General features: G+C 55.6%; 20 protein-coding genes and 3 pseudogenes. 5 read left to right on the top strand and 18 right to left on the bottom strand.

What is annotated here, in order from left to right; genetic code table 11:
• The first annotated feature begins 87 nt into the window (after positions 1 to 87).
• From AAEZ06_RS22770 to AAEZ06_RS22760, 3 genes are all read left to right on the top strand, one after another.
• Positions 88 to 1,713 (top strand): 5-guanidino-2-oxopentanoate decarboxylase, encoded by a 1,626-nt coding sequence (locus tag AAEZ06_RS22770; RefSeq protein WP_350616368.1) that lies wholly within the window; start codon positions 88 to 90, stop codon positions 1,711 to 1,713.
• Positions 1,714 to 1,811: 98 nt separating this feature from the next.
• The gene (locus tag AAEZ06_RS22765) at positions 1,812 to 2,999 is read left to right on the top strand and encodes a cyanate transporter (RefSeq protein WP_350616366.1); all 1,188 of its coding nucleotides are present in this window, start codon (positions 1,812 to 1,814) and stop codon (positions 2,997 to 2,999) included.
• A 150-nt stretch (positions 3,000 to 3,149) separates the two neighbouring features.
• Complete coding sequence (locus AAEZ06_RS22760) at positions 3,150 to 4,091, top strand: LysR family transcriptional regulator (protein WP_350616364.1); 942 nt, start codon at positions 3,150 to 3,152, stop codon at positions 4,089 to 4,091.
• Between the two features lie 28 nt (positions 4,092 to 4,119).
• Here the strand turns inward: AAEZ06_RS22760 and AAEZ06_RS22755 are convergent, their stop codons facing one another.
• Together AAEZ06_RS22755 and AAEZ06_RS22750 are read right to left on the bottom strand one after the other, a co-directional pair.
• Positions 4,120 to 4,485, bottom strand: a complete 366-nt coding sequence (locus AAEZ06_RS22755; RefSeq protein ID WP_149414104.1) for a 5-carboxymethyl-2-hydroxymuconate Delta-isomerase — start codon at positions 4,483 to 4,485, stop codon at positions 4,120 to 4,122.
• 80 nt (positions 4,486 to 4,565) lie between these two features.
• Positions 4,566 to 5,495 (bottom strand): LysR family transcriptional regulator, encoded by a 930-nt coding sequence (locus tag AAEZ06_RS22750; protein ID WP_149414103.1) that lies wholly within the window; start codon positions 5,493 to 5,495, stop codon positions 4,566 to 4,568.
• 129 nt (positions 5,496 to 5,624) lie between these two features.
• Between AAEZ06_RS22750 and AAEZ06_RS22745 the strand changes: the two genes are divergently transcribed.
• Complete coding sequence (locus AAEZ06_RS22745) at positions 5,625 to 5,810, top strand: hypothetical protein (protein ID WP_149414127.1); 186 nt, start codon at positions 5,625 to 5,627, stop codon at positions 5,808 to 5,810.
• A 36-nt stretch (positions 5,811 to 5,846) separates the two neighbouring features.
• Here AAEZ06_RS22745 and AAEZ06_RS22740 read toward each other — a convergent pair whose 3' ends face one another.
• Positions 5,847 to 6,029, bottom strand: coding sequence for a hypothetical protein (locus tag AAEZ06_RS22740; protein ID WP_149414102.1), 183 nt, complete (start codon positions 6,027 to 6,029; stop codon positions 5,847 to 5,849).
• A gap of 59 nt (positions 6,030 to 6,088) precedes the next feature.
• Between AAEZ06_RS22740 and AAEZ06_RS22735 the strand changes: the two genes are divergently transcribed.
• Positions 6,089 to 6,481, top strand: coding sequence for a VOC family protein (locus AAEZ06_RS22735; protein WP_149414101.1), 393 nt, complete (start codon positions 6,089 to 6,091; stop codon positions 6,479 to 6,481).
• Positions 6,482 to 6,520: 39 nt separating this feature from the next.
• On the opposite strand, the gene AAEZ06_RS22730 is transcribed toward AAEZ06_RS22735, so the two are convergent.
• From AAEZ06_RS22730 to AAEZ06_RS22660, 15 genes and pseudogenes are all read right to left on the bottom strand, one after another.
• Positions 6,521 to 6,667, bottom strand: a complete 147-nt coding sequence (locus AAEZ06_RS22730) for a hypothetical protein (protein ID WP_178114513.1) — start codon at positions 6,665 to 6,667, stop codon at positions 6,521 to 6,523.
• A gap of 467 nt (positions 6,668 to 7,134) precedes the next feature.
• Complete coding sequence (locus tag AAEZ06_RS22725) at positions 7,135 to 7,398, bottom strand: PAAR domain-containing protein (RefSeq protein WP_350616360.1); 264 nt, start codon at positions 7,396 to 7,398, stop codon at positions 7,135 to 7,137.
• Between the two features lie 43 nt (positions 7,399 to 7,441).
• A complete protein-coding gene (locus tag AAEZ06_RS22720) occupies positions 7,442 to 7,765 on the bottom strand; it encodes a hypothetical protein (RefSeq protein WP_350616358.1) in 324 nt (107 codons plus the stop codon).
• Positions 7,766 to 8,067: 302 nt separating this feature from the next.
• Positions 8,068 to 8,709, bottom strand: a pseudogene (locus AAEZ06_RS22715) (RHS repeat-associated core domain-containing protein); the annotation flags it as partial.
• A 3-nt stretch (positions 8,710 to 8,712) separates the two neighbouring features.
• Positions 8,713 to 8,979, bottom strand: a complete 267-nt coding sequence (locus tag AAEZ06_RS22710) for an Imm32 family immunity protein (protein ID WP_350616356.1) — start codon at positions 8,977 to 8,979, stop codon at positions 8,713 to 8,715.
• Positions 8,980 to 9,228: 249 nt separating this feature from the next.
• Complete coding sequence (locus AAEZ06_RS22705; RefSeq protein ID WP_350616354.1) at positions 9,229 to 9,750, bottom strand: Imm15 family immunity protein; 522 nt, start codon at positions 9,748 to 9,750, stop codon at positions 9,229 to 9,231.
• A gap of 251 nt (positions 9,751 to 10,001) precedes the next feature.
• Positions 10,002 to 10,946: pseudogene (locus AAEZ06_RS22700) on the bottom strand (RHS repeat-associated core domain-containing protein); the annotation flags it as partial.
• 51 nt (positions 10,947 to 10,997) lie between these two features.
• Positions 10,998 to 11,261, bottom strand: coding sequence for a PAAR domain-containing protein (locus tag AAEZ06_RS22695; protein ID WP_350616352.1), 264 nt, complete (start codon positions 11,259 to 11,261; stop codon positions 10,998 to 11,000).
• 172 nt (positions 11,262 to 11,433) lie between these two features.
• A complete protein-coding gene (locus AAEZ06_RS22690) occupies positions 11,434 to 11,937 on the bottom strand; it encodes a DUF4265 domain-containing protein (RefSeq protein WP_350616350.1) in 504 nt (167 codons plus the stop codon).
• 36 nt (positions 11,938 to 11,973) lie between these two features.
• Positions 11,974 to 12,459, bottom strand: a complete 486-nt coding sequence (locus tag AAEZ06_RS22685; RefSeq protein ID WP_350616348.1) for a DUF4265 domain-containing protein — start codon at positions 12,457 to 12,459, stop codon at positions 11,974 to 11,976.
• Between the two features lie 188 nt (positions 12,460 to 12,647).
• Positions 12,648 to 13,256, bottom strand: coding sequence for a hypothetical protein (locus AAEZ06_RS22680; RefSeq protein WP_350616346.1), 609 nt, complete (start codon positions 13,254 to 13,256; stop codon positions 12,648 to 12,650).
• Between the two features lie 11 nt (positions 13,257 to 13,267).
• A pseudogene (locus AAEZ06_RS22675) lies at positions 13,268 to 14,026 on the bottom strand (RHS repeat domain-containing protein); the annotation flags it as partial.
• A gap of 117 nt (positions 14,027 to 14,143) precedes the next feature.
• The gene (locus tag AAEZ06_RS22670; RefSeq protein ID WP_350616344.1) at positions 14,144 to 14,536 is read right to left on the bottom strand and encodes a hypothetical protein; all 393 of its coding nucleotides are present in this window, start codon (positions 14,534 to 14,536) and stop codon (positions 14,144 to 14,146) included.
• An 8-nt stretch (positions 14,537 to 14,544) separates the two neighbouring features.
• Positions 14,545 to 19,209 (bottom strand): RHS repeat-associated core domain-containing protein, encoded by a 4,665-nt coding sequence (locus AAEZ06_RS22665; RefSeq protein ID WP_350616342.1) that lies wholly within the window; start codon positions 19,207 to 19,209, stop codon positions 14,545 to 14,547.
• Entirely contained in the window at positions 19,206 to 22,028 is a 2,823-nt protein-coding gene (locus tag AAEZ06_RS22660; protein WP_350616340.1) for a type VI secretion system Vgr family protein, read from the bottom strand. Before AAEZ06_RS22660 ends, AAEZ06_RS22665 begins: the two co-directional genes overlap by 4 nt.
• Positions 22,029 to 22,073: the final 45 nt, after the last annotated feature.

Genomic DNA, 22,073 nt, shown 5'->3' with positions numbered 1-22,073 from the left:
ACATGGCTAGTATGACTTTTAATCGATTGTTGTCGCTACAGCCCAGCCGTTCCAATACCGCCTTCAATCAATAACAAGAGCGACGATATGGCGACGTGCGGCGAAGTATTGGTCAACCTTCTGGAAGGCTACGGCGTGGAACAAGTGTTTGGCATCCCAGGCGTACATACCGTGGAGTTGTACCGTGGCCTGGCCCGCTCCGGCATCCGCCACGTCACCCCACGCCACGAACAGGGCGCCGGCTTCATGGCCGACGGCTACGCACGCACCAGCGGAAAACCCGGCGTATGTTTCATCATCACCGGCCCTGGCATGACCAATATCAGCACCGCCATGGGCCAGGCCTACGCCGATTCGATCCCGATGCTGGTGATTTCCAGCGTGCAGTCCCGCAACCAGCTGGGCGGCGGGCGCGGCAAGTTGCATGAACTGCCGAACCAGGGCGCGATGATCGCGGGCGTCTCGGCGTTCTCCCATACCTTGATGTCGGCAGCAGAATTACCCGGCGTACTGGCGCGGGCTTTTGCGCTGTTTCAGGCCGGGCGACCGCGCCCGGTGCATATCGAAATCCCCTTGGACGTTCTGGTGGAAAACGCCGACGCCCTGCTGGGCAGTGAACCCGTCAGCGTGTCCCGCGCCGGTGCCGCGCCCACGGCAATCAAGCAGATGAGCCAGTTACTGGCCACCGCCAAACGCCCGTTGATCCTCGCTGGCGGAGGCGCCATTGACGCCGCTCCCGCGTTGACCCGCCTGGCCGAAATCCTCGGCGCGCCAGTGGCACTGACCATCAACGCCAAAGGCATGTTGGCGGCCAATCATCCGCTGCTGATCGGCTCGACTCAAACACTGGTCGCCACCCGCGCCCTGGTGGCCGAGGCTGATGTGGTGCTGGCCATCGGCACGGAACTGGCAGAAACCGACTACGACGTCACCTTCGCGGGAGGCTTCGAGATTCCCGGCGCCTTGCTGCGCATCGACATCGACCCCGACCAGACCGTGCGCAACTACCCGCCGCAAGTGGCGCTGGTGGCCGACGCACAGATCGCCACCAAAGCGTTGCTGGCCGAGTTGAGTGCTCAATCAATGGCCCCTCGCAACACTGACTGGGGCACAAACCGCGTCGCCCGCCTTTGGGCTGAGTTGGCGCCCACCTGGGATGCTGCCACTCGCGCGCAAACCCTGTTCCTCAATACAGTGCTGGAAGAGTTGCCCGACGCCGTGATCGTGGGCGACTCCACTCAACCGGTGTACACCGGCAACCTGATCCTGAACCTCGACCAGCCACGCCGCTGGTTCAACTCATCCACTGGCTACGGCACCCTCGGCTATGCCTTGCCAGCGGCCATCGGTGCGTGGCTGGGGCGCGGCGCTACTGCGCCAGTGGTGTGCCTGATCGGCGACGGCGGCCTGCAATTCACCCTGGCAGAACTGGCCAGCGCGGTGGAAGCACGCACGCCAATCATCGTGCTGCTGTGGAATAACCAGGGCTATGAAGAGATCAAGAAATACATGGTCAACCGCGCCATCGAACCCGTAGGAGTGGACATCTACACCCCGGACTTTATCGGCGTGGCCAAGGCGCTGGGGTGTGCGGCGCAGGCGATCAAGGGTGTTGAAGAGCTGCGCCAGGCATTGCGCGCCGCCATGGATCGCCAGGGGCCGACGTTGATTGAAATCGATCAAGGCATTTGGACCAAGGCAGTATTGGTATGAGCGTCGGCGCATTTTTTCAATAGCCCCAGCGACTTTCTCATTTGCGCCCCTCCCCCGTGCGCGGCCTAATAATGCCCTTGTCATTTCAAGGCCCGCCCATGGAAAACGTTCACGCAAAACCCGCCACCGCCCTCTGGCTGATGATCAGCGTGGTACTGGTCGCCCTCAACCTGCGCCCGTCGATGGCGGCGGTCGGCCCCTTGCTGTCATCGATTCGCGGCGATGTGCCGTTGAGTTTCAGCAGTGCGGCGTTGCTGACCATGTTGCCAGTGATGGCCATGGGCTTGGCGATGTTTTTCGGCATGGGCCTGGCCAAGCGCTTTGGTGAGCACCGCAGTATCGTCGCGTCGCTACTGGTGATTGGCCTGGCGACTGCGTCGCGGCTGTTTCTCGATTCCGCCGCCGAGTTGATCGTCAGCGCCATTGCCGCCGGGGTGGGCATTGCGATGATTCAGGCGCTGATGCCGGCGCTGATCAAATCCCGTTTCAGCGATAACGTTTCGCTGTTTATGGGCCTTTACGTCACCGCAATCATGGGCGGTGCCGCCCTCGCCGCGTCGTTCTCGCCGTTTGTCCAGGTACAGACCGGCAGCTGGCGCATCGGCCTGGCAATCTGGGCCGTGCTCGCGGTGCTGGCGCTGGTGTTCTGGTACGCACAACGCTCGGCACTGCCGCCGCTGCCGCAAACCGCTGCGGGCCCTCAGGAGTCGTTTTTCGGCAATCGCCGGGCCTGGTTGCTGGCGATCTTTTTTGGTCTTGGCACCGCGTCCTACACCTGCGTTCTGGCCTGGCTGGCACCGTACTACGTGGAGCAAGGCTGGAGCGAACAGAACGCCGGTTTGCTGCTGGGTTTTCTGACTGCCATGGAAGTGGTTTCCGGCCTGATCACACCGGCCATCGCCAACCGGCGCCGGGACAAGCGTAGCGTGGTGGCGGTGTTACTGGTGCTGATCATCGCCGGTTTCTGTGGCCTGATCCTTTCCCCGCAACACCTTAGCCTGCTGTGGCCGTGTCTGTTGGGCCTGGGAATTGGCGGTTTGTTTCCAATGAGCCTGATCCTGTCCCTTGATCACCTGGACAACCCGCGCCGCGCCGGTGGCCTGGCGGCCTTCGTGCAGGGCATCGGCTACTTGATCGCGGGTCTGTCGCCGCTGATCGCCGGGATAATCCGCGATCAACTGGGCAGTTTCGAATGGGCCTGGTGGTCGCTCACCGCCGTCGTGGTCGTGATGCTGCTGATCGTGTTGCGCTTCGATCCACGGCATTACCAGCGGCATATTCAATAGCGCGGGCTAGAGCGTCGCGTTCGAAACATTATTTGTCCCACACCAAACATAGAAAAGCCCCACAGACCTTTCTATTGGTACGAGCGTTCCGTTAACATTTTGCCCTTGTCGTGCGCTGTACCAGTGCCAAGGGCTTACCGGACGGAACAGATGCTAAACAGCAACTTGCTTAGAAAGCTCGATATGCAGGACTTGATGGTATTTATCGCTGTGTATGAGCAAAGCAGCGTCACCGACGTGTCCGAAACCCTCTTTGTCAGCCAGTCCACGGTCAGCTACAGCCTGAAGAAGCTGCGTACCAGCTTCGAGGACGAGTTGTTTATCAACACCCGCGCGGGCATGCGTCCGACCTACAAGGCTGGTGCCATGTACGCTCATGTGCAAAAGATTCTGGAAAGCATCAACCTGTGCCACGCAGGCAGCCAGGTGTTCGACCCGACCCAAAAAGCCGCGACGTTCAACGTCTGTGCCCCCGAGTATTTTGAGCAGTTGATCCTGCCTCGCCTGCTGAAGAACTTCGACAAGGCCGACCTGCCGGTGGTCGTTAATGTGCAGAAGCTGGAAACCGATATTCCCGCCGAGGCCTTGCGCGACGGACGACTGGACCTGGTGATCTGCTTCGGGCCGCACTTTCATCGCGAGCACAAGGATTTGAAGACGCAGAGGCTGCTGGAAGATGACTTGGTGTGTGTCTTTGACAAGCATGCGGCGCCACGGGAACCAGCGTTCAGCCTGCAATCCTTCGTCGCACGCCGTCATGTGTTTCCGACGCCCTGGACCTCTACCACCAACATGATCGACGGCTGGCTGGCACGCCAGGCCCACAAGCGCCAGGTGATTGCCCGCGCCAATAGCTACAGTGCGGCGCTGAAGATGATTACTGGCACCGACTTTATCGTCACCCTGCCCCGCCGAGTGCAAAAGCTGCTGGCGCTGGAACCGGTATTTGGCCACTGCGAAGCGCCCAACGGCCTGCCGGGCTTCACCCTGGACATGCAATGGAACAAGTCAAGCGAGCAAGGCTGCGCCAACGCCTGGTTCCGCGAGCAAGTGGTGAAGGTGTGTGCGGGAGAGCTACAAGCTATAAGCTAAAAGCTGCAAGAACTTCGATAGCTTGCAGCTACTGTCCTATAGCGACCTTACTGTAGGACTCGCGATCAATATCCAGCAGTTCGACACTGAGTTGAACTTGAATATCGGCAGGCCACGGCCCCAACTCCTGCAACACCGCCAGCAGGTTTTCCGAGAGTTGCTTCTTGATCTGCGGCGAACGCCCGCTGAGCAAGGCCAACCTCACCGCGACAAAACCGCGTGGGTTCATCGCAGTACCCACACGAAAGCTTTCGACCTTCACCGCACGGCTCTTGATGTCGAACTCGGCACCGAACTGCCCCGAGGCCACCAAGGTGTGATTGAGCCGCAACAAGGCCTTGTCAGTGTCCAGCTCCGGCAGGTTGGCGGTGTATTCCAGATGCAGGTGAGGCATGAAAGGCTCCGAGTTATTGTAGGAAAAGAGTCATAGATATAGCACGAGACGCAAAGTGCCCCGGATGAAAGCGGTTTTACTCAGGACTTTGCCAGCGGCAACAATTCCCGATCACTCATGAACGCTTCCAACCGCGAGCGCATCCAGCGTTCCGCCGGGTCAGTGTCGACATGGCTGAGCCAGACCATGGACAAGTCCAGGGTCGGCGTTTCGAACGGAAACGGCTCGCAGAAAAGGTTGCCCGAAGCGGCCATGGCCTGGGCGGTGTAGTCCGGCAGGCTGGCGATCATGTCGGTGCCGGCCAACAGCGCCGGCAGAGAGCTGTATTGCGGCACCGACAACACCACATGGCGCTTGCGGCCGATTTCCGCCAGCCATTCATCAGCAAATCCGGCGACGTTGGCGGTGTGGGACACCAGCACATGGGGCCGCGCGCAGTATTCATCGAGGGTCAGCGGGCGATCCGAGGCATCGGCGCGCAATACGCTGGGGCGGATATGGCGCAGCAACTTGCGCTTGGCATTGGCCGGCAAGCCACGGGTCTGGGTAATGCCGACGGTGATATCGCCGGAGGCCAGCAGGTCCGGAATGCGCCAGTAATCGACATGCTGCACCACGAACACTACCTGGGGCGCTTCCACTCGCAGGGTGCGCAGCAACGGCGGCAACAGGCCGAACTCGACGTCATCGGACAGGCCGATGCGAAAGGTCATGGTGCTGATGGTCGGATCGAAATCATGGGTCAGGCTCAAGGCCACCGACAACGAGTCCAGGGCCGGCGACAAATACCGGATAATTTCCTCGGCCCGCGCCGTCGGCTCCATGCGATGGCCGACGCGGATAAACAGTGGGTCGTTGAACAGGGTGCGCAGGCGATTGAGGGCAGAACTGATGGTCGGCTGGCCGAGAAACAACTTCTCCGCCACCCGCGTCACATTGCGCTCAAGCATCAGCGTTTCGAAGACCACCATCAGGTTGATGTCGGCCTTGCGTAGTTCATTACGATTCATCGGCGCCCGCCCACTGCCCAAAACAAGGGGCAGTTTAGAAACACAGTGGGCCCTACGTCTATGCGCAGACTATCCAACCGCCTTCATTGGGACTATAAATCAGCTTCCACGGGTTACGAGAACACCAACGTGCTGGTCATTCTTGCCTTGGCCGTCCTGATGGCCGGGTTCTTTATCTGGCTAATCAAATTCATTGCCCATCCGACCGCCAGGACCCTGTTGCGGGTGTTTGTCGGAGTGTGCCTGGCGGCCATCGTGGCGTTTTTGTTTCTCGCTTCAGGATTTCCCACCTCATTACTGCTCTCGTCTGGCTGACCCCCGTACCGCAGCAGTTGTCGAGCCCCAGCGAGGCTACGTCAGCCACAACACCGCCATCAGATCAGCCCCCCGGCACCGAGTCGCCCCTGCCGCAAACGCAGCGCCGCCAGGGCCGCCGATAATGTTGGCCAGGCATACGCCCAAGAGGAAATAACCGGTGGCACGGGCCCGCCGCCCCAGTGCACAACCACCGCTGCATGTGGTGGTGACCGTCATGGCCCGTTGATGATTAACTGGCCGCTCATTTCAACCACGTACGCAAGGATCGCTCACCCATGAAATTCGCCTACACCATCGTCTACGTTCCCGATGTATCCGCTTCGCTGCAGTTTTTCGAAAACGCCTTCGGATTTACCCGCCGTTTCCTGCATGAATCGGGCACGTATGGCGAGTTGGAAACGGGGAGTACCACCCTTTCCTTCGCGGCGCATGAATTGGGTGAGATGAATTTCAGCGGTGGGCATATTGAGGCTCATGCATCAAGGCAGCCTCTGGGGATGGAGCTGGGTTTTGTCACGGATAATGTCACCGTCGCACACGCCAAGGCACTGGCCGAGGGGGCTATTGAATTGTCACCGCCCAGCGCCAAACCCTGGGGGCAGGTGGTGTCTTATGTGCGTTGCCCGGACGGAACATTGGTGGAGCTGTGCACCCCAATTCAAGGCTGAAAAAAAGCCCCGCTACTAGGCGGGGCTCCGACGCCTGGGTCATGGCTTGAGCGGGCGCTCTTCGTCCCGCTCGGAAAGCTCCTTGCCATCGTCCGGATGCTTCCAAGTCTGAGGCCGTTCTTCCTCATGACCTGGTTTGGAGCGCTCGTGATCCGAATCTTCCTGCTGCTTTTGTTCTTTGGTCATACCCACCTCCCATCCGTAAGAATTGGACACACTGGGCAAGCATAGAACAGAGAAGGTTCTTGCGTGACAGGATTGGTTTGGGTGTGTTTGATACCCTCGATACGAATGCATCCGCCATCGCAGCTAGAATTCCGATGCTGAGGCAATAAAAACTATCAAATACCTAGAGATGACGGAGAGATTACCGCGCAGCATGCTCTGAGCGAGATACCGGAATCCAGCTGATAGCGCGGGAGAAAAGTAGTACCACTGAGTAGTACAGTCGGAAATGAAAAAGCCCCGCAAATTATTGATTTGCGGGGCTTTTCTATGTATGGCGGAGAGATAGGAAATCGAACGTCTATGTTTGCTCGGGAATAGTAGTAATGAATAGCTGCTACAACTCACCCATGTGAATAGCGCCTTTGGGGGAAGTATTCCTACGCCTTATCACGCGAATATCAATGTTTGCGCTTATGTTGTTGCGGTTAGCTGCTCACCGCACCCTTTGGGCCGCTGGCAATAAGAGCGGCACCACAAGCGGTCTTCATGCCATCCAGCGCTACAGCTACGCCACCGACCGTGTAGGTGCTGCTACCCTCGGCTATAGGGAAGACACCTTTGCACAGAGGGCAGCTGACCTTATGGCCGACACCTGCAATCGGTTTGCCGTTGAGGTCGGTTTGGGAGAAGGCTTCGAGTACGGCTCCACCGTGGGTAGTGGAGTCGCCGAGGCGAATGATGTCTTTCACTTAGTCCCGCCTCGTCATTGCCGCGTTGCTCTTCTGTGCTGATTTACTTGATATACTTGTCAATATCATCAAGAGCATCTTGGGCTCTACCGGACAAAATGTTATCCGTGAGTCTGTCACTTAAAACTGGCACAACCAACGATCTGTCAACTTCCGAGTGGATGCGTGCAACATGCCCTATGCAAGTTATGGCCAACCCCTTGATGTCGTCATTACCTGTACCCTGGATTGCTTCAATGCATTTGGCCTGAACCCACTTTGGGTCATTGATGCTGAAACATAGATAAAGAAGGGCATCTATCACCACATCGCCATCATTGGATAGCAACATGATTTCAAGCTCTTCTTTGCTGTGTTTTTTGCTCATAGCTCTCACCTTTTAATTTTTCCCTTACCAGTTACCACGCCGACCTTCTTGAGTGCTGATTGTTGATCATTGTGCAAATCACACCAACAGCGGACGTGACCATGAAATTCCTCATCCCCATTAGGATGGGTTCTGGTCTTATCCATGACAACAAGCTCATTATTGCTCGCATCAATTCCGACCCATCTTGGAGAGGTTTCCTTAACTTGAACAGAGTTGTTCAGTGCAATTTGGCCATCCGTTGGCGCACGACTTTTTACTGCATTATCTAAGGTGCCGTGATACGGGGCATCTTTGTATATTCGAGCCAATCCCAGCGGATCAATCCAAACCGTTGTGTTTGGTGCGTACTGATAGACATTAAGACCGCCCTCGAACCCAATCGGGTCCTTGCTTATAAACCGCCCTACCTGCGGATCATAGTACCGATGCCGGTTGTAATGCAGCCACGTCTCATGGTCGTGATACTGACCCTGAAACCGAAGCGGGTTGGTCAGTCCTTCACCCTGCGCCCATTCCGACAGCTTTTCTTGCGCTTCACCCCAAGCCTTGTACTGCGCGCTCCAGGCGATGCTGTGGTCAGTCAGCTCCTGCGGCGTGCCCAGATGGTCGCATTGATACCACGCCAGCACATCAATGGGTTGTGCTGTCGGCTTGTGGTTCCACAGCGGATCATCATCCAGGTTATAGGCGCCTTCGTAAGTCGGTTGGGCCAACAGACGAATCGGCTGGTGCCGCATGGCCTGGGCCACGGGCACGAAGCTGCCAGGTTCGTACAGGTAATGCACCGTGCGCCCCGCGCCACCATCGGCCTGAGCTGGGCTACTTTCCCACGCCAGGTTGTCACCGTCCCAGCCGTACAGGATGAAGCCGCAGCCATGCTCCTGTTGTTTACGGGCGTGCTCGTTGTGGTTCCACTGCGAGCCCGCTTCCGAGCGTTGTTGATTTTAGTGATCACTTCTTACGGGCTTTATCACTTCTTGGTTGAGCGCAATGAGATCCACATGCTTTTTGTGCGAAAAATTCTCGATCAAATCCTGCAGGTGCAAATGTTCTATTCCATTTCTTGCCATTTCGTACGATGCGCTGATCAAAAAAACACCTAAGTCTTTCAGATTTTCTGGATCGGCGAGAATTGATATCTCGCCTAGTTTTATACTCTTATCACTTCCAACTGCTGTCCCATGAACAGCAAATGCTTTTAGTTTTTTCATAATTTAAATCCTTGCAGCCGTAGGTATTCTTTCTCTTTTCGAGTTAGGATAAATCGCCGCGCGCACCATGGCTCTGAGATCCGTCTTGGTTAACTACAACCTCTGTCTTTCTTGATTGGCATTGGCAGTGAGCATGAACTTGTTGAGTTGTATTCTCGACATGAGGGGGCAGCCTCAAACACCGAGTGCACTTTACATCAGATGTTGTGGCATCTTGAGATCGCCCTTTCCGCACTGCTAGGTGATTACTTATTTTTTGAAGCTTTTAGGGATAACAAAAACTCTTACAATATCTTCACCGCAGGCAGAATCATAAAATCTACTTTCATAGAAATCAAATATATTATCCAAGTTACACCTTAAGAAATGTCTCTTGACTTCTTTCACCTCCTGCGAATTTTCATTACTGGAATTTTTTTGTATTTTCTCCAGAAAATTAATAGAGGCCGGTTTTGGGTAAATGAAAATATTGGGAATTATGACGCCTTGCTCTTCCAGAATTTCAAAACCTGTAAAGGTCACTGCAAAAAATATACTATCATCTGCTGCCTTTAGGGACAGCGCCTTGATTGAGTTCAAAAGAAAAAAAGAGAGACCGACTAAAAAATCGGAAACACTGTCATCGCTCATCCTATTTTTTAAAAGCTTCAATCTGCTGTATCTTGAGATCAGCGGTATTTCTTCAAAGCTCTCATAGCTTGAAAAAAATACACTCATATCGTTATACGGCTCTTGGCTGATTATTTTATTATAAAGATCTGTTAGCTTCATTTAGGGGGGATGCTCCATCCGTGATTATTTAGCCAGTCGATTGTTTTTCTGGAAAAAGTCACATCCCCCTTGCCTTTGTCATGAATTGACCCATCAAGATTATAGCCCGACCCACACTTACAGTGCGCATGCCATTGACTGTTAGGCACACTATGTTCTGGTTCATCAATACGGGTAATCTCCGCTGGGGCTTGGTCTTTATTAACCTTTGACTGCGCTTGTTTAGGTGTACCACCTGATCGTACGCTGTTTTTAGCCAAGCCCAGCGGATCGATCCAATCCACCGGATTCGGCGCGTATTGATGCAGATTCAAGCCACCCGCATACCCAATCGGGTCCTTGCTAATAAATCGCCCAACTCCCGGATCATAGTACCGATGCCGGTTGTAATGCAGCCCTGTCTCATGGTCGTGATACTGACCCTGAAACCGAAGCGGATTGGTCAGTCCTTCACGCTGCGCCCATTCCGAACGCTGCTCTTGTACCGTCCCCCAAGCCTTGTACTGCGCGCTCCAGGCGATGCGCCCTTTGTGGTCAGTCAGCTCCTGCGGCGTGCCCAGATGATCGCACTGATACCACGCCAGCACATCCAGGGGTTGTGCTGTCGGCTTGTGGTTCCACAGCGGATCATCATCCAGGTTATAGGCGCCTTCGTAAGTCGGTTGAGCCAACAGACGAATCGGTTGGTGTCGCATGGCCTGGGCCACGGGCACGAAGCTGCTGGGTTCGTATAGGTAATGCACCGTGCGCCCCGCGCCACCATCGGCCTGAGCTGGGCTACTTTCCCACGCCAGGTTATCACCGTCCCAGCCGTACAGGGTGAAGCCGCAGCCATGCTCCTGTTGTTTACGGGCGTGCTCGTCGTGGTTCCAGTGTGAGCCCGCTTCCGAGCGTTGCCGGTGGTGGGCGTTGGAGTTTTTGTGCAGACGACGCCCCAGCGCATCGTAGGCATAATCGACGCTCAGGCGGCTGTCTTCAAAGCGCACCAGTCGGTCAAACAGGTCCCATTGCATCTGGCTGTGTTGGCCGTTGTGCCAGCGCCTAATCTGGTTGCCACGCTCGTCGTATTCGTAATGGGTGCCCGCGTATTCGCGCAGCAGGTTGTCCATCAGTTTGTTGCGTTTGGGGTCTTGATCCAGTGGGCGGCGGATGTCCGTTGTTTTGTCATCCAGCAGGTTGCTGGCCGGGTCGAAACTTACCCGTGCGCCCGAATGGAACGGCATCATCCCTCCTGATATTTGTCAGGATCAACTGATCACAGCCCCTTTCGGGCCGCTGGCGATCAGGCTTGCGCCACAGGCGGTTTTCATGCCATCCAGCGCTACAGCTACGCCACCGACCGTGTAGGTGCTGCTACCCTCGGCTATAGGGAAGACACCTTTGCACAGGGGGCAGCTGACCTTATGCCCAATCCCAGCAATCGGTTTGCCGTTGAGGTCGGTTTGGGAGAAGGCTTCAAGTACGGCTCCACCGTGGGTAGTGGGGTCGCCGAGGCGAATAATGTCTTTCATGATATTTTGCTCTACTTGAGTACCAGAAAAAAGTTATCAGGGGTGTTTTCAGTGCATGAGCTTTTCTGGAAAGCTATACAGCACTAGGATTTCAGCTTGACGTATCAATCAGCCAGGGCCCTGCATAACTTCTGTTCGGGCACTTAGCAGTGAACTACATCCCATTCGATTTTCAGTGCGTCACTATCCGGATTGAAGCCAGTGAAGAACATTCAGCGCGCCGTGCAGCGTCTATTTCCTGATGCTGCAAACAGGCATCTTCATAAGCGATATTATCTCCATTTGCGATTGACGAAAGATATTCGTCTATTTCAAAAAAATCACAGCCAGTAGGAATATCGACGGTAAACAGTGACAACTCAGAAGTGAATGAACATCCCGCACCCATCTGCTGGAGCTTATCTATTATTTCCGATTTTTCTTTCTGATCACTGGCAAACACTCGGACAGTCGAATGGCCGCCTTGCTTTATGACGCTGGCTGCTATCAACTCTTCGTCCCCGGCTCGGGCGAGTACCCAGTCCCCCTGACTAACGCCAAATACGTAGTAGGGTGTGTTATCCATTTTGTATGTATTTTCACCTTCTTGAGTCCCCCATAGCGATTCAGCCGAAACCGGAGGGTAATCGTCCTCAGCTGTCAGTTCGAAAACTATCTTGTGAAATCGATCGTTCATAATGGATGTACTCGCGGTATAGGTGCCTGTAGGCGATTAGCTGTCCAGCCACCAATACAAAAGGGTTTCATCCTCATCGTCGTCGAGATTTTTATAGACATTCGCGTAATACCACTGGACCCCAGTTTTTTCCCGGAATTTATTGAAAAACTCACCTACTTTAACCATCCCATTTCTCGAGGGGATAGCTAAAGATAGGTTTCCCTTATATACACCGTCAAGAGTGCCGTTCAACTCATCCCCAACATCAACCTCTAATGCGGTTAAATATTCCTGGGGAATATGATCTGCGTAAATATGGATACAGAAATTCCCTCCCCTCTTCAAAACTTCCGCGTGTGTCTGCTGATTCTTAATTGAAATAATGTCTCCCCGCGCCAAATTCAATGCAAGGCCCGGCGAAGAGAGTAACTCGTACGTATACTCATCAATCTTGCGGGCGGGAAGCTGCTCAAAAACTGGGCCCTCATCATTGTCTCCCGCATAAATTCGAATTAATTCACTTGATTGCTTATCGACCATATGGTGCTCCACAGCTTCCGCGTTCAATACACGACATCCCTTCCTTAACGTAACCGCTACTCCCTGCACTCAGGTTAGGCGAGTGGGCCACGGCGACTGTCGTTGATGTCAGTCAGTCGACCCGCCGCCTCTTATCGGTACTCGCGTTTGAGCGTGTGGAGTTGGCATCCTACACAACACAACAGCACCTATTGCTTCCACAAAAACCGAACAAGCCGACCAAATGCAGAGTTTGCTCCCCGATATTTAGCATCGCGCCCTATATAACCTGAATCATAACGCACCATGGTGTGCTTTACTGCATCCGTCGCAACGCTTTTGAACACTTTACCTTCTTCAAAATCACTTTCAATGGTCGAAACCATATAAGCACTTCTATTGCCCCACTGACAAAACCGAACCACCATCACACCATCAATAATTACTGCCCCCTCACTTTTATCATCTGAAAAATAAAACACTACATCTACAGCACTGTCTTTATTTTCCGACCTAAACTCTGAAAGTTGCCTAAGCAACGTAACCAGCCTTGCGCCCACCGATACTGACAAGCCACTACCTAAAGCATCCTCAATGTAAAAATACCGCTTTAAAGCCACACTTAACAAGCGATTGCAATGCACTAACCCATATTCCTTTTCATAAAAATGAAAGTCAGATGAATCTCCGACCAACTCAAATCCTTTTACCTCAAGCTCAGACTTAGAAAAATCCTTGAGCCCGAATATCTCGGGACACCGAATACCTCCTCTCCCCACACTGAGAACGAAGAGCTCAAAAAAATTCTTCAGCAACATAAATTCATCACTCACTTGGCTATGGGATTAGTACCAGTGGCATGATGACCACTTAAAATTCGGCCGACACTCTTAAGCTCCGATACACGCCCAGAGTTCCGGTTGGCGTCAACTCCGGCTTGAGCAGCTTTGGCAAGGCGATCGACATTACCTGATTTATCAAGATACTTGACAACACACTCACATGCCTTTCCCCACTGCGAGTTCGGCATATCCCGAGTTGCTTTATCCGCTGGCTCAAGCACGACATGCGTTCCCTCGACATTCGGTTTCAAAGCAATGTGACCACCCGATGGAGGAAGACCAGACCCACTTACGTTTACGTGAACACCTCGCGCCAATACATCTTGTCCAGCAGTGTTCGCCCCGATTTTATGACCTGCAAGCCCAAGGGGGTCAACCAAGCTAATGGGATTGGAGCCGTAGGAATAGAGATTCAAGCCACCCGCATACCCAATTGGGTCCTTGCTAATAAACCGCCCTACCTGCGGATCATAGTACCGATGCCGGTTGTAATGCAGCCCCGTTTCATGGTCGTGATACTGCCCCTGAAACCGAAGCGGGTTGGTCAGTCCTTCACCCTGCGCCCATTCCGACAGCTTTTCTTGCGCTTCACCCCAAGCCTTGTACTGTGCGCTCCAGGCAATTCGCCCCTTGTGGTCAGTCAGCTCCTGCGGCGTGCCCAGATGATCGCATTGATACCACGCCAGCACATCCAGGGGTTGTGCTGTCGGCTTGTGGTTCCACAGAGGGTCATCATCGAGGTTGTAGGCACCTTCGTAAGTCGTAGGCACAGTCCACAGCTAGGCGGCTATCTTTGAAACGAACCAGTCGGTCAAACAGGTTCCACTGCATTTAACTGTGTCCTTTGCTTCATCGCCTCGCACTCAATCGCTTAATCGCTTTTTCGCTGCGGCGGAAACCATCTCGTCCTTATCCGTTACAAGTTTAGCCAGGATATCTTTAGGCACTTTGGGATTGCACGCAATTCGATGCCTAACTTTTGTATCTCTATCGAATGCCAATCGCTCAAAAGTCGGTCTATTTATCCTCCGCTTCATGGCAATATCCCATCTAACCGTAGCATCTTCAGTTAATGAAAGACGATCCAACACTTCTACTGAGATGGTGTTATTCGCAACAATTTGACGTGCAAGCTCAGGATATTTTGATAGGACTTCAAACCAAACCTCATCTGAGGCGATATCCTCTGCCTTGGCTCTTTCAATCTCATTATCACTTTGAATATAACGCTTGAACTCTTCAGCACTATTTATCACTGGCCACCTCACTTAGCGTCTCGACATTTCATTTTTTTCATCGGCATGACTTTTCCGGTTTCGCCTTTGTGCTTATCCATAAAATCTCCGTAGATATCCGCATCTTTTTGGTGAACGAGCTCATTGCGCTCCTCAGCCATGACCTTCCATGCCGAGCTACCATGGCCGGTAGTGTCAGCCGACCACCACAGTTCAGTTTTAGGATCTCGATAGTATTTGACGGTTGTCCCGTTGAGATTTCCTTCACAAATCCGATCAAATCTATTCATCTCCCATGTTTTTCTGCACGGGCACTTGGCATTCTGATTCGGCTTACTCGACACTGGCTTCCTACCAGCGCTCCCCTGAGTTTTCGCAAGCCCTAATGGATCAACCCATTCAACCGGGTTGGGTGCGTAAGCATAGAAATTAATGCCTCCAGCAAACTCTATAGGATCCTGTGAAATAAACCGCCCAACCTGCGGATCATAGTACCGATGCCGGTTGTAATGCAGCCCTGTCTCATGGTCGTGATACTGACCCTGAAACCGAAGCGGATTGGTCAGTCCTTCACGCTGCGCCCATTCCGAACGCTGCTCTTGTACCGTCCCCCAAGCCTTGTACTGCGCGCTCCAGGCGATGCGCCCTTTGTGGTCAGTCAGCTCCTGCGGCGTGCCCAGATGGTCGCATTGATACCACGCCAGCACATCAATGGGTTGTGCTGTCGGCTTGTGGTTCCACAGCGGATCATCATCCAGGTTATAGGCGCCTTCGTAAGTCGGTTGAGCCAGCAGGCGAATCGGCTGGTGCCGCATGGCCTGGGCCACGGGCACGAAGCTGCCAGGTTCGTACAGGTAATGCACCGTGCGCCCCGCGCCACCATCGGCCTGAGCTGGGCTACTTTCCCACGCCAGGTTGTCACCGTCCCAGCCGTACAGGGTGAAGCCGCAGCCATGCTCCTGTTGTTTGCGGGCGTGTTCGTTGTGGTTCCAGTGTGAGCCCGCTTCCGAGCGTTGCCGGTGGTGGGCGTTGGAGTTTTTGTGCAGACGACGCCCCAGCGCATCGTAGGCATAATCGACGCTCAGGCGGCTGTCTTCAAAGCGCACCAGTCGGTCAAACAGGTCCCATTGCATCTGGCTGTGTTGGCCGTTGTGCCAGCGCCTAATCTGGTTGCCACGCTCGTCGTATTCGTAATGGGTGCCCGCGTATTCGCGCAGCAGGTTGTCCATCAGTTTGTTGCGTTTGGGGTCTTGATCCAGTGGGCGGCGGATGTCCGTTGTTTTGTCATCCAGCAGGTTGCTGGCCGGGTCGAAAGCGAAGGTTTCCACGCCTTGACGGGTGTTGGCACTGAGCAGTCGGCCCACCAAATCGTAGCGATAGGCGAGTGGGCCACGGCGACTGTCGTTGATGTCAGTCAGTTGACCCGCCGCGTCGTATTGGTACTCGCGCTTGAGCAGCGTGGATTTGTCATCGCTGCCGCTCAGCAGTTGTGCTTGCAAGCGTCCTGCCGGATCCCATTGCTGGGTTTGCAACAGACGATTGCCTTGATGGCGGGCGACTTCGCGATGCAAGTCGTCGCGCTCGTAGCCGATGAGTTCATGTTCATCCAAACGCATGCTCAGTAGATGGCCGCTGCCATAGGTCAGCCAGCTAACGCGGTGGCCGTCTGGACGGGTCGTGGCGATGCACTGGTTAAGCACGTCGTACTCGTGTTCCCAGACGGCAACCATCGGCTTTTGCAGCCCCAGGTAGTGCTGGTGCTCGCGCAACAAGTTACCGGCGGGGTCGTGGAACCATTGCAGGCGACTGTCCGCGTTGCTGGCCATGACCAGATTACCGTTGCCATCGTAGGCGAAAGTTTCCCTTTGCGAGGTTTCGCCCAAACGCGCACACCGCTCGATCAATCGCCCCATGGGGTCGAACTGCACTTCAGTGACACGCTGCCCGTTGATGGCGCTGGCCAATCGACCGGTGCTCGGATCGTAGTTGTACACCGTGCTGTGACCGTCGAAGCCCGTCTCCTTAAGTAAGCGGCCCACCGGGTCGTACTGGAATTTTGCCTGTTGCTGGTTTTCGTTTTCCAGCGCCAGCAACTGACCGAGTCGGTCCCAGCGGTAGCGCAACGTCTGCTCGGCAGCATCGATCCGCTCGGCGATCAAACCAGCGGCGGTGTAACTCCAAGTGGTACAACGATCCAGTCCATCGACATGGGCTAGCAGACGGCCTTCAGCGTCGCGGCTGAAATGTTCCTCGGTCTTATCTGGATGTTTGATCAGTACCAGTTGCCCAGACGTGTACTGGTACTCGGTGTTGTTCCCTGCAGCGTCGGTGAAGCCAATCATGAGCCCGAAGGTGTTGTATGCCCAGGTGCTGGTTTTGCCGGAGCAGTCGGTGTACTCAATCAACTGGCCCGCATCATTGTATTCCAGCGCCTTTTCGTTGCCGTTCGCGTCCTTGATGGCGGTGGGTAAACCCGCCGCGTTGTAGGCGTACTCCGTCTTATTGCCCAGCGGGTCAACGGCTTCAACGAGGTTGCCTTGGTCATCATATTCGCGTAGCCACAGCCCGTTCTCGGCATCGCTGATTTTGATCAGTTGATCTTGATCGTCGTAGGCGTAGTGCATGACGCTGTGGTCAGCCCGAATGTGTTCGAGCAGGTTGCTTCGCTCGTCGTAACTGTAGCGGTCGCTGCTGCCGTCCGCGTGAACATGACGGATGACGTTTTTGGCGTTGTCACGGAAGAACCATTCCGAACGTTCGTCGGCATGACGGATGCGGTAGGTGTAGCCCAGGATGTCGTAGTAGTGCCAAGTCTCGTGGCCGTGGGCATCGGTGACATAAGTCAGACGGATGTTCTCGTCCCATTCCAGGCGGGTGTCGAAGCTGCCGTCATCGGCCCACTCGCGCACCGCCTTGGCATCGGCGCCCTGCCCCTGCCATTGCAGGTTCATGCCACGCCCGCTGCGGTCGGTGTAACGGGTGATCAGGTGCTGCTGATACTGATAGCTCCAGGCGGCACCGTTCTCGTCCTGAGCCTGAATCAAGTCACCGGCATTGTCGTATTGGTAAGCGCACAGCTGACGCAGCGGCGCACCGTCGCGGATCTCCCAGAGACCGATCAGCCGACCCTGATCATCCATCAGCGTGCCGAGGTTCAGGTGAACTTTGGTGATGTCGTTGTCTTGGTAGGTAATCAGGTCCGACAGTACGGGCAGTTCGCCGTGGCGATGCTCGTAATGCAGCATTATCCCGGCGCCGTTGCGCAGTACCACACCGCTCAGTACAAAGCGTTGGCCCTGACGAACGTAAGTTTCCTTACGCTCAAAGCCACGGCACAACAGCAACTGGTCTTCACTGGTGCGGACAATGCTGAGGTTTTCGATGGCGTCGTAGTGGTACTTGCCAAGCTTGGGCAGCGGGTAGTCATGACTACGACCGTCGGAGTCGTGAAACATCAGGCCATCGGCGACACAGTCAAAGCGTGTGGTGAACTCAGTGATCCAGCGAGCGCCGAGTTCACTGTAGTCGTAAGCGCCCAGGCGTGAGTGATAAGTACGCGACCATTCGACCGGAAACGGCCCTGGCAGGCTGAAGTCGGTATGGCTCAGGGTTTCCGAACCCAGTGAAAAACTGATGCTGTGACACGTACTGGAGCACGTGCCGTTTTTCTTGGCGGAGGGGGCGTGAGTGGCCGGCACCTGTCGACTGGTAGCGCCCAAACTTCCCTCGGAAGCCGTGTGCTTGGCCTGACTGGTTTTATCCGCTTTAATCACGGCGCTCTGACCGCCGAGATTACGCTTACGCCAGAGGGTGACGGCGCTGGACAGGATCAGCAGCAACCAGCCGATGGAGTTCTGGACGGCTTCATCGTCCAGTTTGCTCAACTGGGTACGTAGCTCCGGCCCCATCGCTCGCAATTTTTCAGTCTCGGTCGCGATCAGCTTTTTGATGTCATTAGGTAACAGGTGATCGGCTGCACTGTTGGCCAGGCCCTTGCCTGCGGCCTTATAGGCGCTGGCGGCGGCGCCGAAGATATTGTCGAGCGCCAAGAGTGGGTCATTGAGCAGATGATCGCCAGCGGCGCTGATTTTTTGACTGGCAGCCTGAGCATCGCCTTTGGCATCGAGCTTGCCGTTGGCCACCGCTTCGAGGCCTTTGGCGATCTCGTTGATGACATCTTCGCCAAGCTTACCGGCGTCTGCCAAAATGCCCGGTAACTTACCCCTGGCTTGCTCCACGAAGTCGTCGAGGGTGCCGACAATCGAGGCGTTCAAGTGGCCGATCAGGATTTCGATCACCGACGCACTGAGCAGCATCTTGCTGGACGCCTTCATCTCCTGACGCACCAGAAACAGGGTCGGGCGCAGGGTCATGCGTGCTGCCGCCATGGCCGGTGGCAGCGGCAACACGCCAATCAGGTTGATACCCAGACTAGCCCAAGCGAGCAGGTCGCGCTTCTGCGCGCTCGACAGGGTAACGATGTCGCCCAGCGCATCCACCAACGCCATGATATTGCCCACCACCGGCAAGGCGCCCGCGACGTTTTGAATCCGGTCGAGCGTGACCACGCCTCCACTGACGGATTGAAGCCAGGCGTCGAAGGACGCCGCACTGCTGGCAACATCCTGAATATCGATCGCGCTCAGCGGGACGATGGCAACCTGGGGTTCACGTTTTACAATTTCAGTGGTCATGACAACATCTCGCCCGCCAGCAGGCCCGGGGTTTTAAAGGAGGTCTTGGGAGGCGTTACAGTCGGCAGACTCGGCAGCTTGCCGTTCTTACTCGCTGCGCCTAGGAGGCTCGACGTACTCGGCATCGCGGTGCCAGCAAGCTGAGACAATCCAGCTACTGCGCTCGGCACCAGACCGTTGACTGGCGGCGCGGTACTGCCGCCCGCACTGGGTCGCGCTTTGGCGATCAGGGCTTGTACCGGTGAAGGAGTGTCCTGCGCACTCGGCGGATTGAGCGGCCATTGCGGTTTTCCGATGTAGCTGCCCGTGCTCCAGGTGTCCGATGGATCCTTGCCGAACAGCACTCGTGCTGGCCCCGGTGCAGTACCGGAGACCGCCGAAAAGCCCTTGGCATTGAGCGCCCCCTTGAGGCTTTTGCCCAAGGCGTCGATCACTTCAAAGTCTCCGCCCTTGATGCCCTGAAGTCCTACGTACTGATTGAACAACTCCAGATTGCCCTTGCCCGCTTTCGGCGGTTCGGGGAATACGCCCGCGAGACTTTTCGCCCCGGTGTGGGCGAAGTTCGCCGCGTGGGCGGTGTAAGGCCCGGTGGTGACGTGGGTAATGCCGCCAGCGTTGTAGGTGGTGGCGCTGCCGCCGCCCTGGATCACCAATTCGGTTTTGGCGGTAAGGGTGATGCGGTCAGCGTTGGCGGTGATGTTCAGCTTAGCCAGCAGGTTGATGCTGTCCTTCAGCGCCCGCATGTCAATATCACCGGACGCCGCGACCAGTCGCCAACCTAAGCTTTGTACAAACAGGCGCATACCGCGACTGGCACTGGCCAGCAGCTTTTTGCCGACCGACAGGCTGGTGTGCCCGGTGCTGCTCAAGGCCAGGTGTTCGCCGGTCGCGATATGAGTGGACTGGGGGGTGGTCAGCGCGATACCGGCCGGACTGGCGAGTACCAGGTGCGGCTGAGTGAACTCCGCAAACTCATTGGAACTAAAGTCGGCAGTACCGAGAATGCCTTGATGCTGGGCATACAGCGCCTTGGCCACGTCATCCTGATCGCCCGCTTCCTGGGCCTGACTTTCGATAGCCTGCATCGAGAAGCCATCCTGCTGATCACTGGCGGTGGCCAACCGTTCGGCGGTTTCCGGCAAGTCCTTGTGATGCTTGGATTCGTTCGGGCGTGGCTCGGTGGTGATCAACAAACCGGCGGCGGCACGCACAGCACCATGTCGATCAGTACGCAGCTCAAAGCCTTCACCGCGTGGCTGTCCGCCAGATGGACGCGGATGGGTTAGGTAGCCCAGGTTGATCGCGCTGGCACCGTGATCACTGCGCAGCGCGATGCTGATCTGGCTGGTGGTGTCATCGATCCTCAGTTCGTTGGCGCGGCTGCCCTTGTGCTCCTTGCTCTTGACCGTGGCCAGGGTCTTAAAGTCCGGCAGTTTGTACGGCGGCAGGTTCGCCCCGTGGTACAGACACCCGGTGATTAACGGTTGATCCGGGTCGCCTTCCAAAAACGTAATCAGCACTTCCATGCCAATGCGCGGCAAGTTGATCGCGCCGAAATTCTGGCTGGCCCAATTCGAAGCCACACGCATCCAGCAACTGGTTTTGTCGTCGCCCTGGCCTTCACGATCCCAGTGAAATTGCACTTTGACGCGGCCGTATTCGTCGCAGTGAATTTCTTCGCCTGCCGGACCAGTGACTATCGCGCTTTGGCTGCCCAGGACTTTCGGTTTCGGGTGATTGAGTCGCGGTCGATAGAACACATCCCAAGGGATCGCGCTGAACTGGTTACGATAGCCCTGATGAAAGCCATCGTTGAGGTCAGTGACGTCGCTGCTGACCACCTCCTCCAGCACCTGCGGCTGCTTGCCTTCGTGGAGTATTTCCGTCAACAGCCACAGGTTATTCCACGCGCCATTGGCATGGTTGGTCAGGGGCAGAAAATGCCCGCTGACCAACAGCGGTTGATCGCTTCGGCCTTCGGCCAGTTGGTAGTCGCTGCGGTGGCGTTCGAGGCTACGATTGGCCAGGTGTTTGCCGCGTTCACGGTCGTCGAAACGCCCCGGATAATCGTAATCTTCCAGATCCGGCTGGACGGCGCTCTTGGCGGCACTTTCCAGTTCGATGCGCGGTTTGGTGAAATCGTAGTCACGCCGGGTGACTCGACTGGTGCGGGCGGCCACCCGCAAACCGAAACGCTTGACCATCGGCGTGTCAGCGACCAACCCGGTGTCTTGCTGATAGGTCACGGGGGCGAGCTTTAGAAATACCGTCTGATCGTCACCGAACGCCAGCACATGACCTTGGGCGGTATGCTGAAAATGAAAATGGATCCCCTCTTCTTCGCACAAACGCTGGATGAAATGCAGGTCCGACTCGTCGTATTGCACGCAGTAGATGCGCTCGGGGTAGAGGCCGCTAAGCTGAAACGTGTAATCACCCGCCAAAATCCCGTGCTCTTCCAGGACCTGGATAATGATCTGCGGCACCGTCCGCTGCTGGAAGATGCGCTGGTTGACCCGATGGGCCAGGTAGGCCAACTTCGGGCGCAACGAAATCCGATAACGGGTCAGACGTTTACCGGCTTCGCCCTGGGCGACGCTATAGACCAGCCCGTGAATGCCGCTGCCGTTTGGCGCGAACTGGAGAAAGGCCAGTTGGTGCAACAGGCTTTCGAGATCCAGGAAGGCGCGCTCGCTGACCAGTTCGAGTTCAAATTCAAACGGTGTATTCAGGGCTTCGCGGCCCTTGAAGGAGAGGACCTGAAAGTCTGCGCCGTCGAGGGTCAACGTAAAACTGGGCTGATTGGCCGGTGAGAACATCCTTTGTTCCTTGCGCAATGCAACGACCTTCGTTGACGCCCAAAG

This window comes from Pseudomonas sp. HY7a-MNA-CIBAN-0227, assembly GCF_040310325.1.
Classification (GTDB): domain Bacteria; phylum Pseudomonadota; class Gammaproteobacteria; order Pseudomonadales; family Pseudomonadaceae; genus Aquipseudomonas.
The sequence above is the reverse complement of the archived record's forward strand: the minus strand, read 5'-3'. Positions and strand labels throughout refer to the sequence as shown.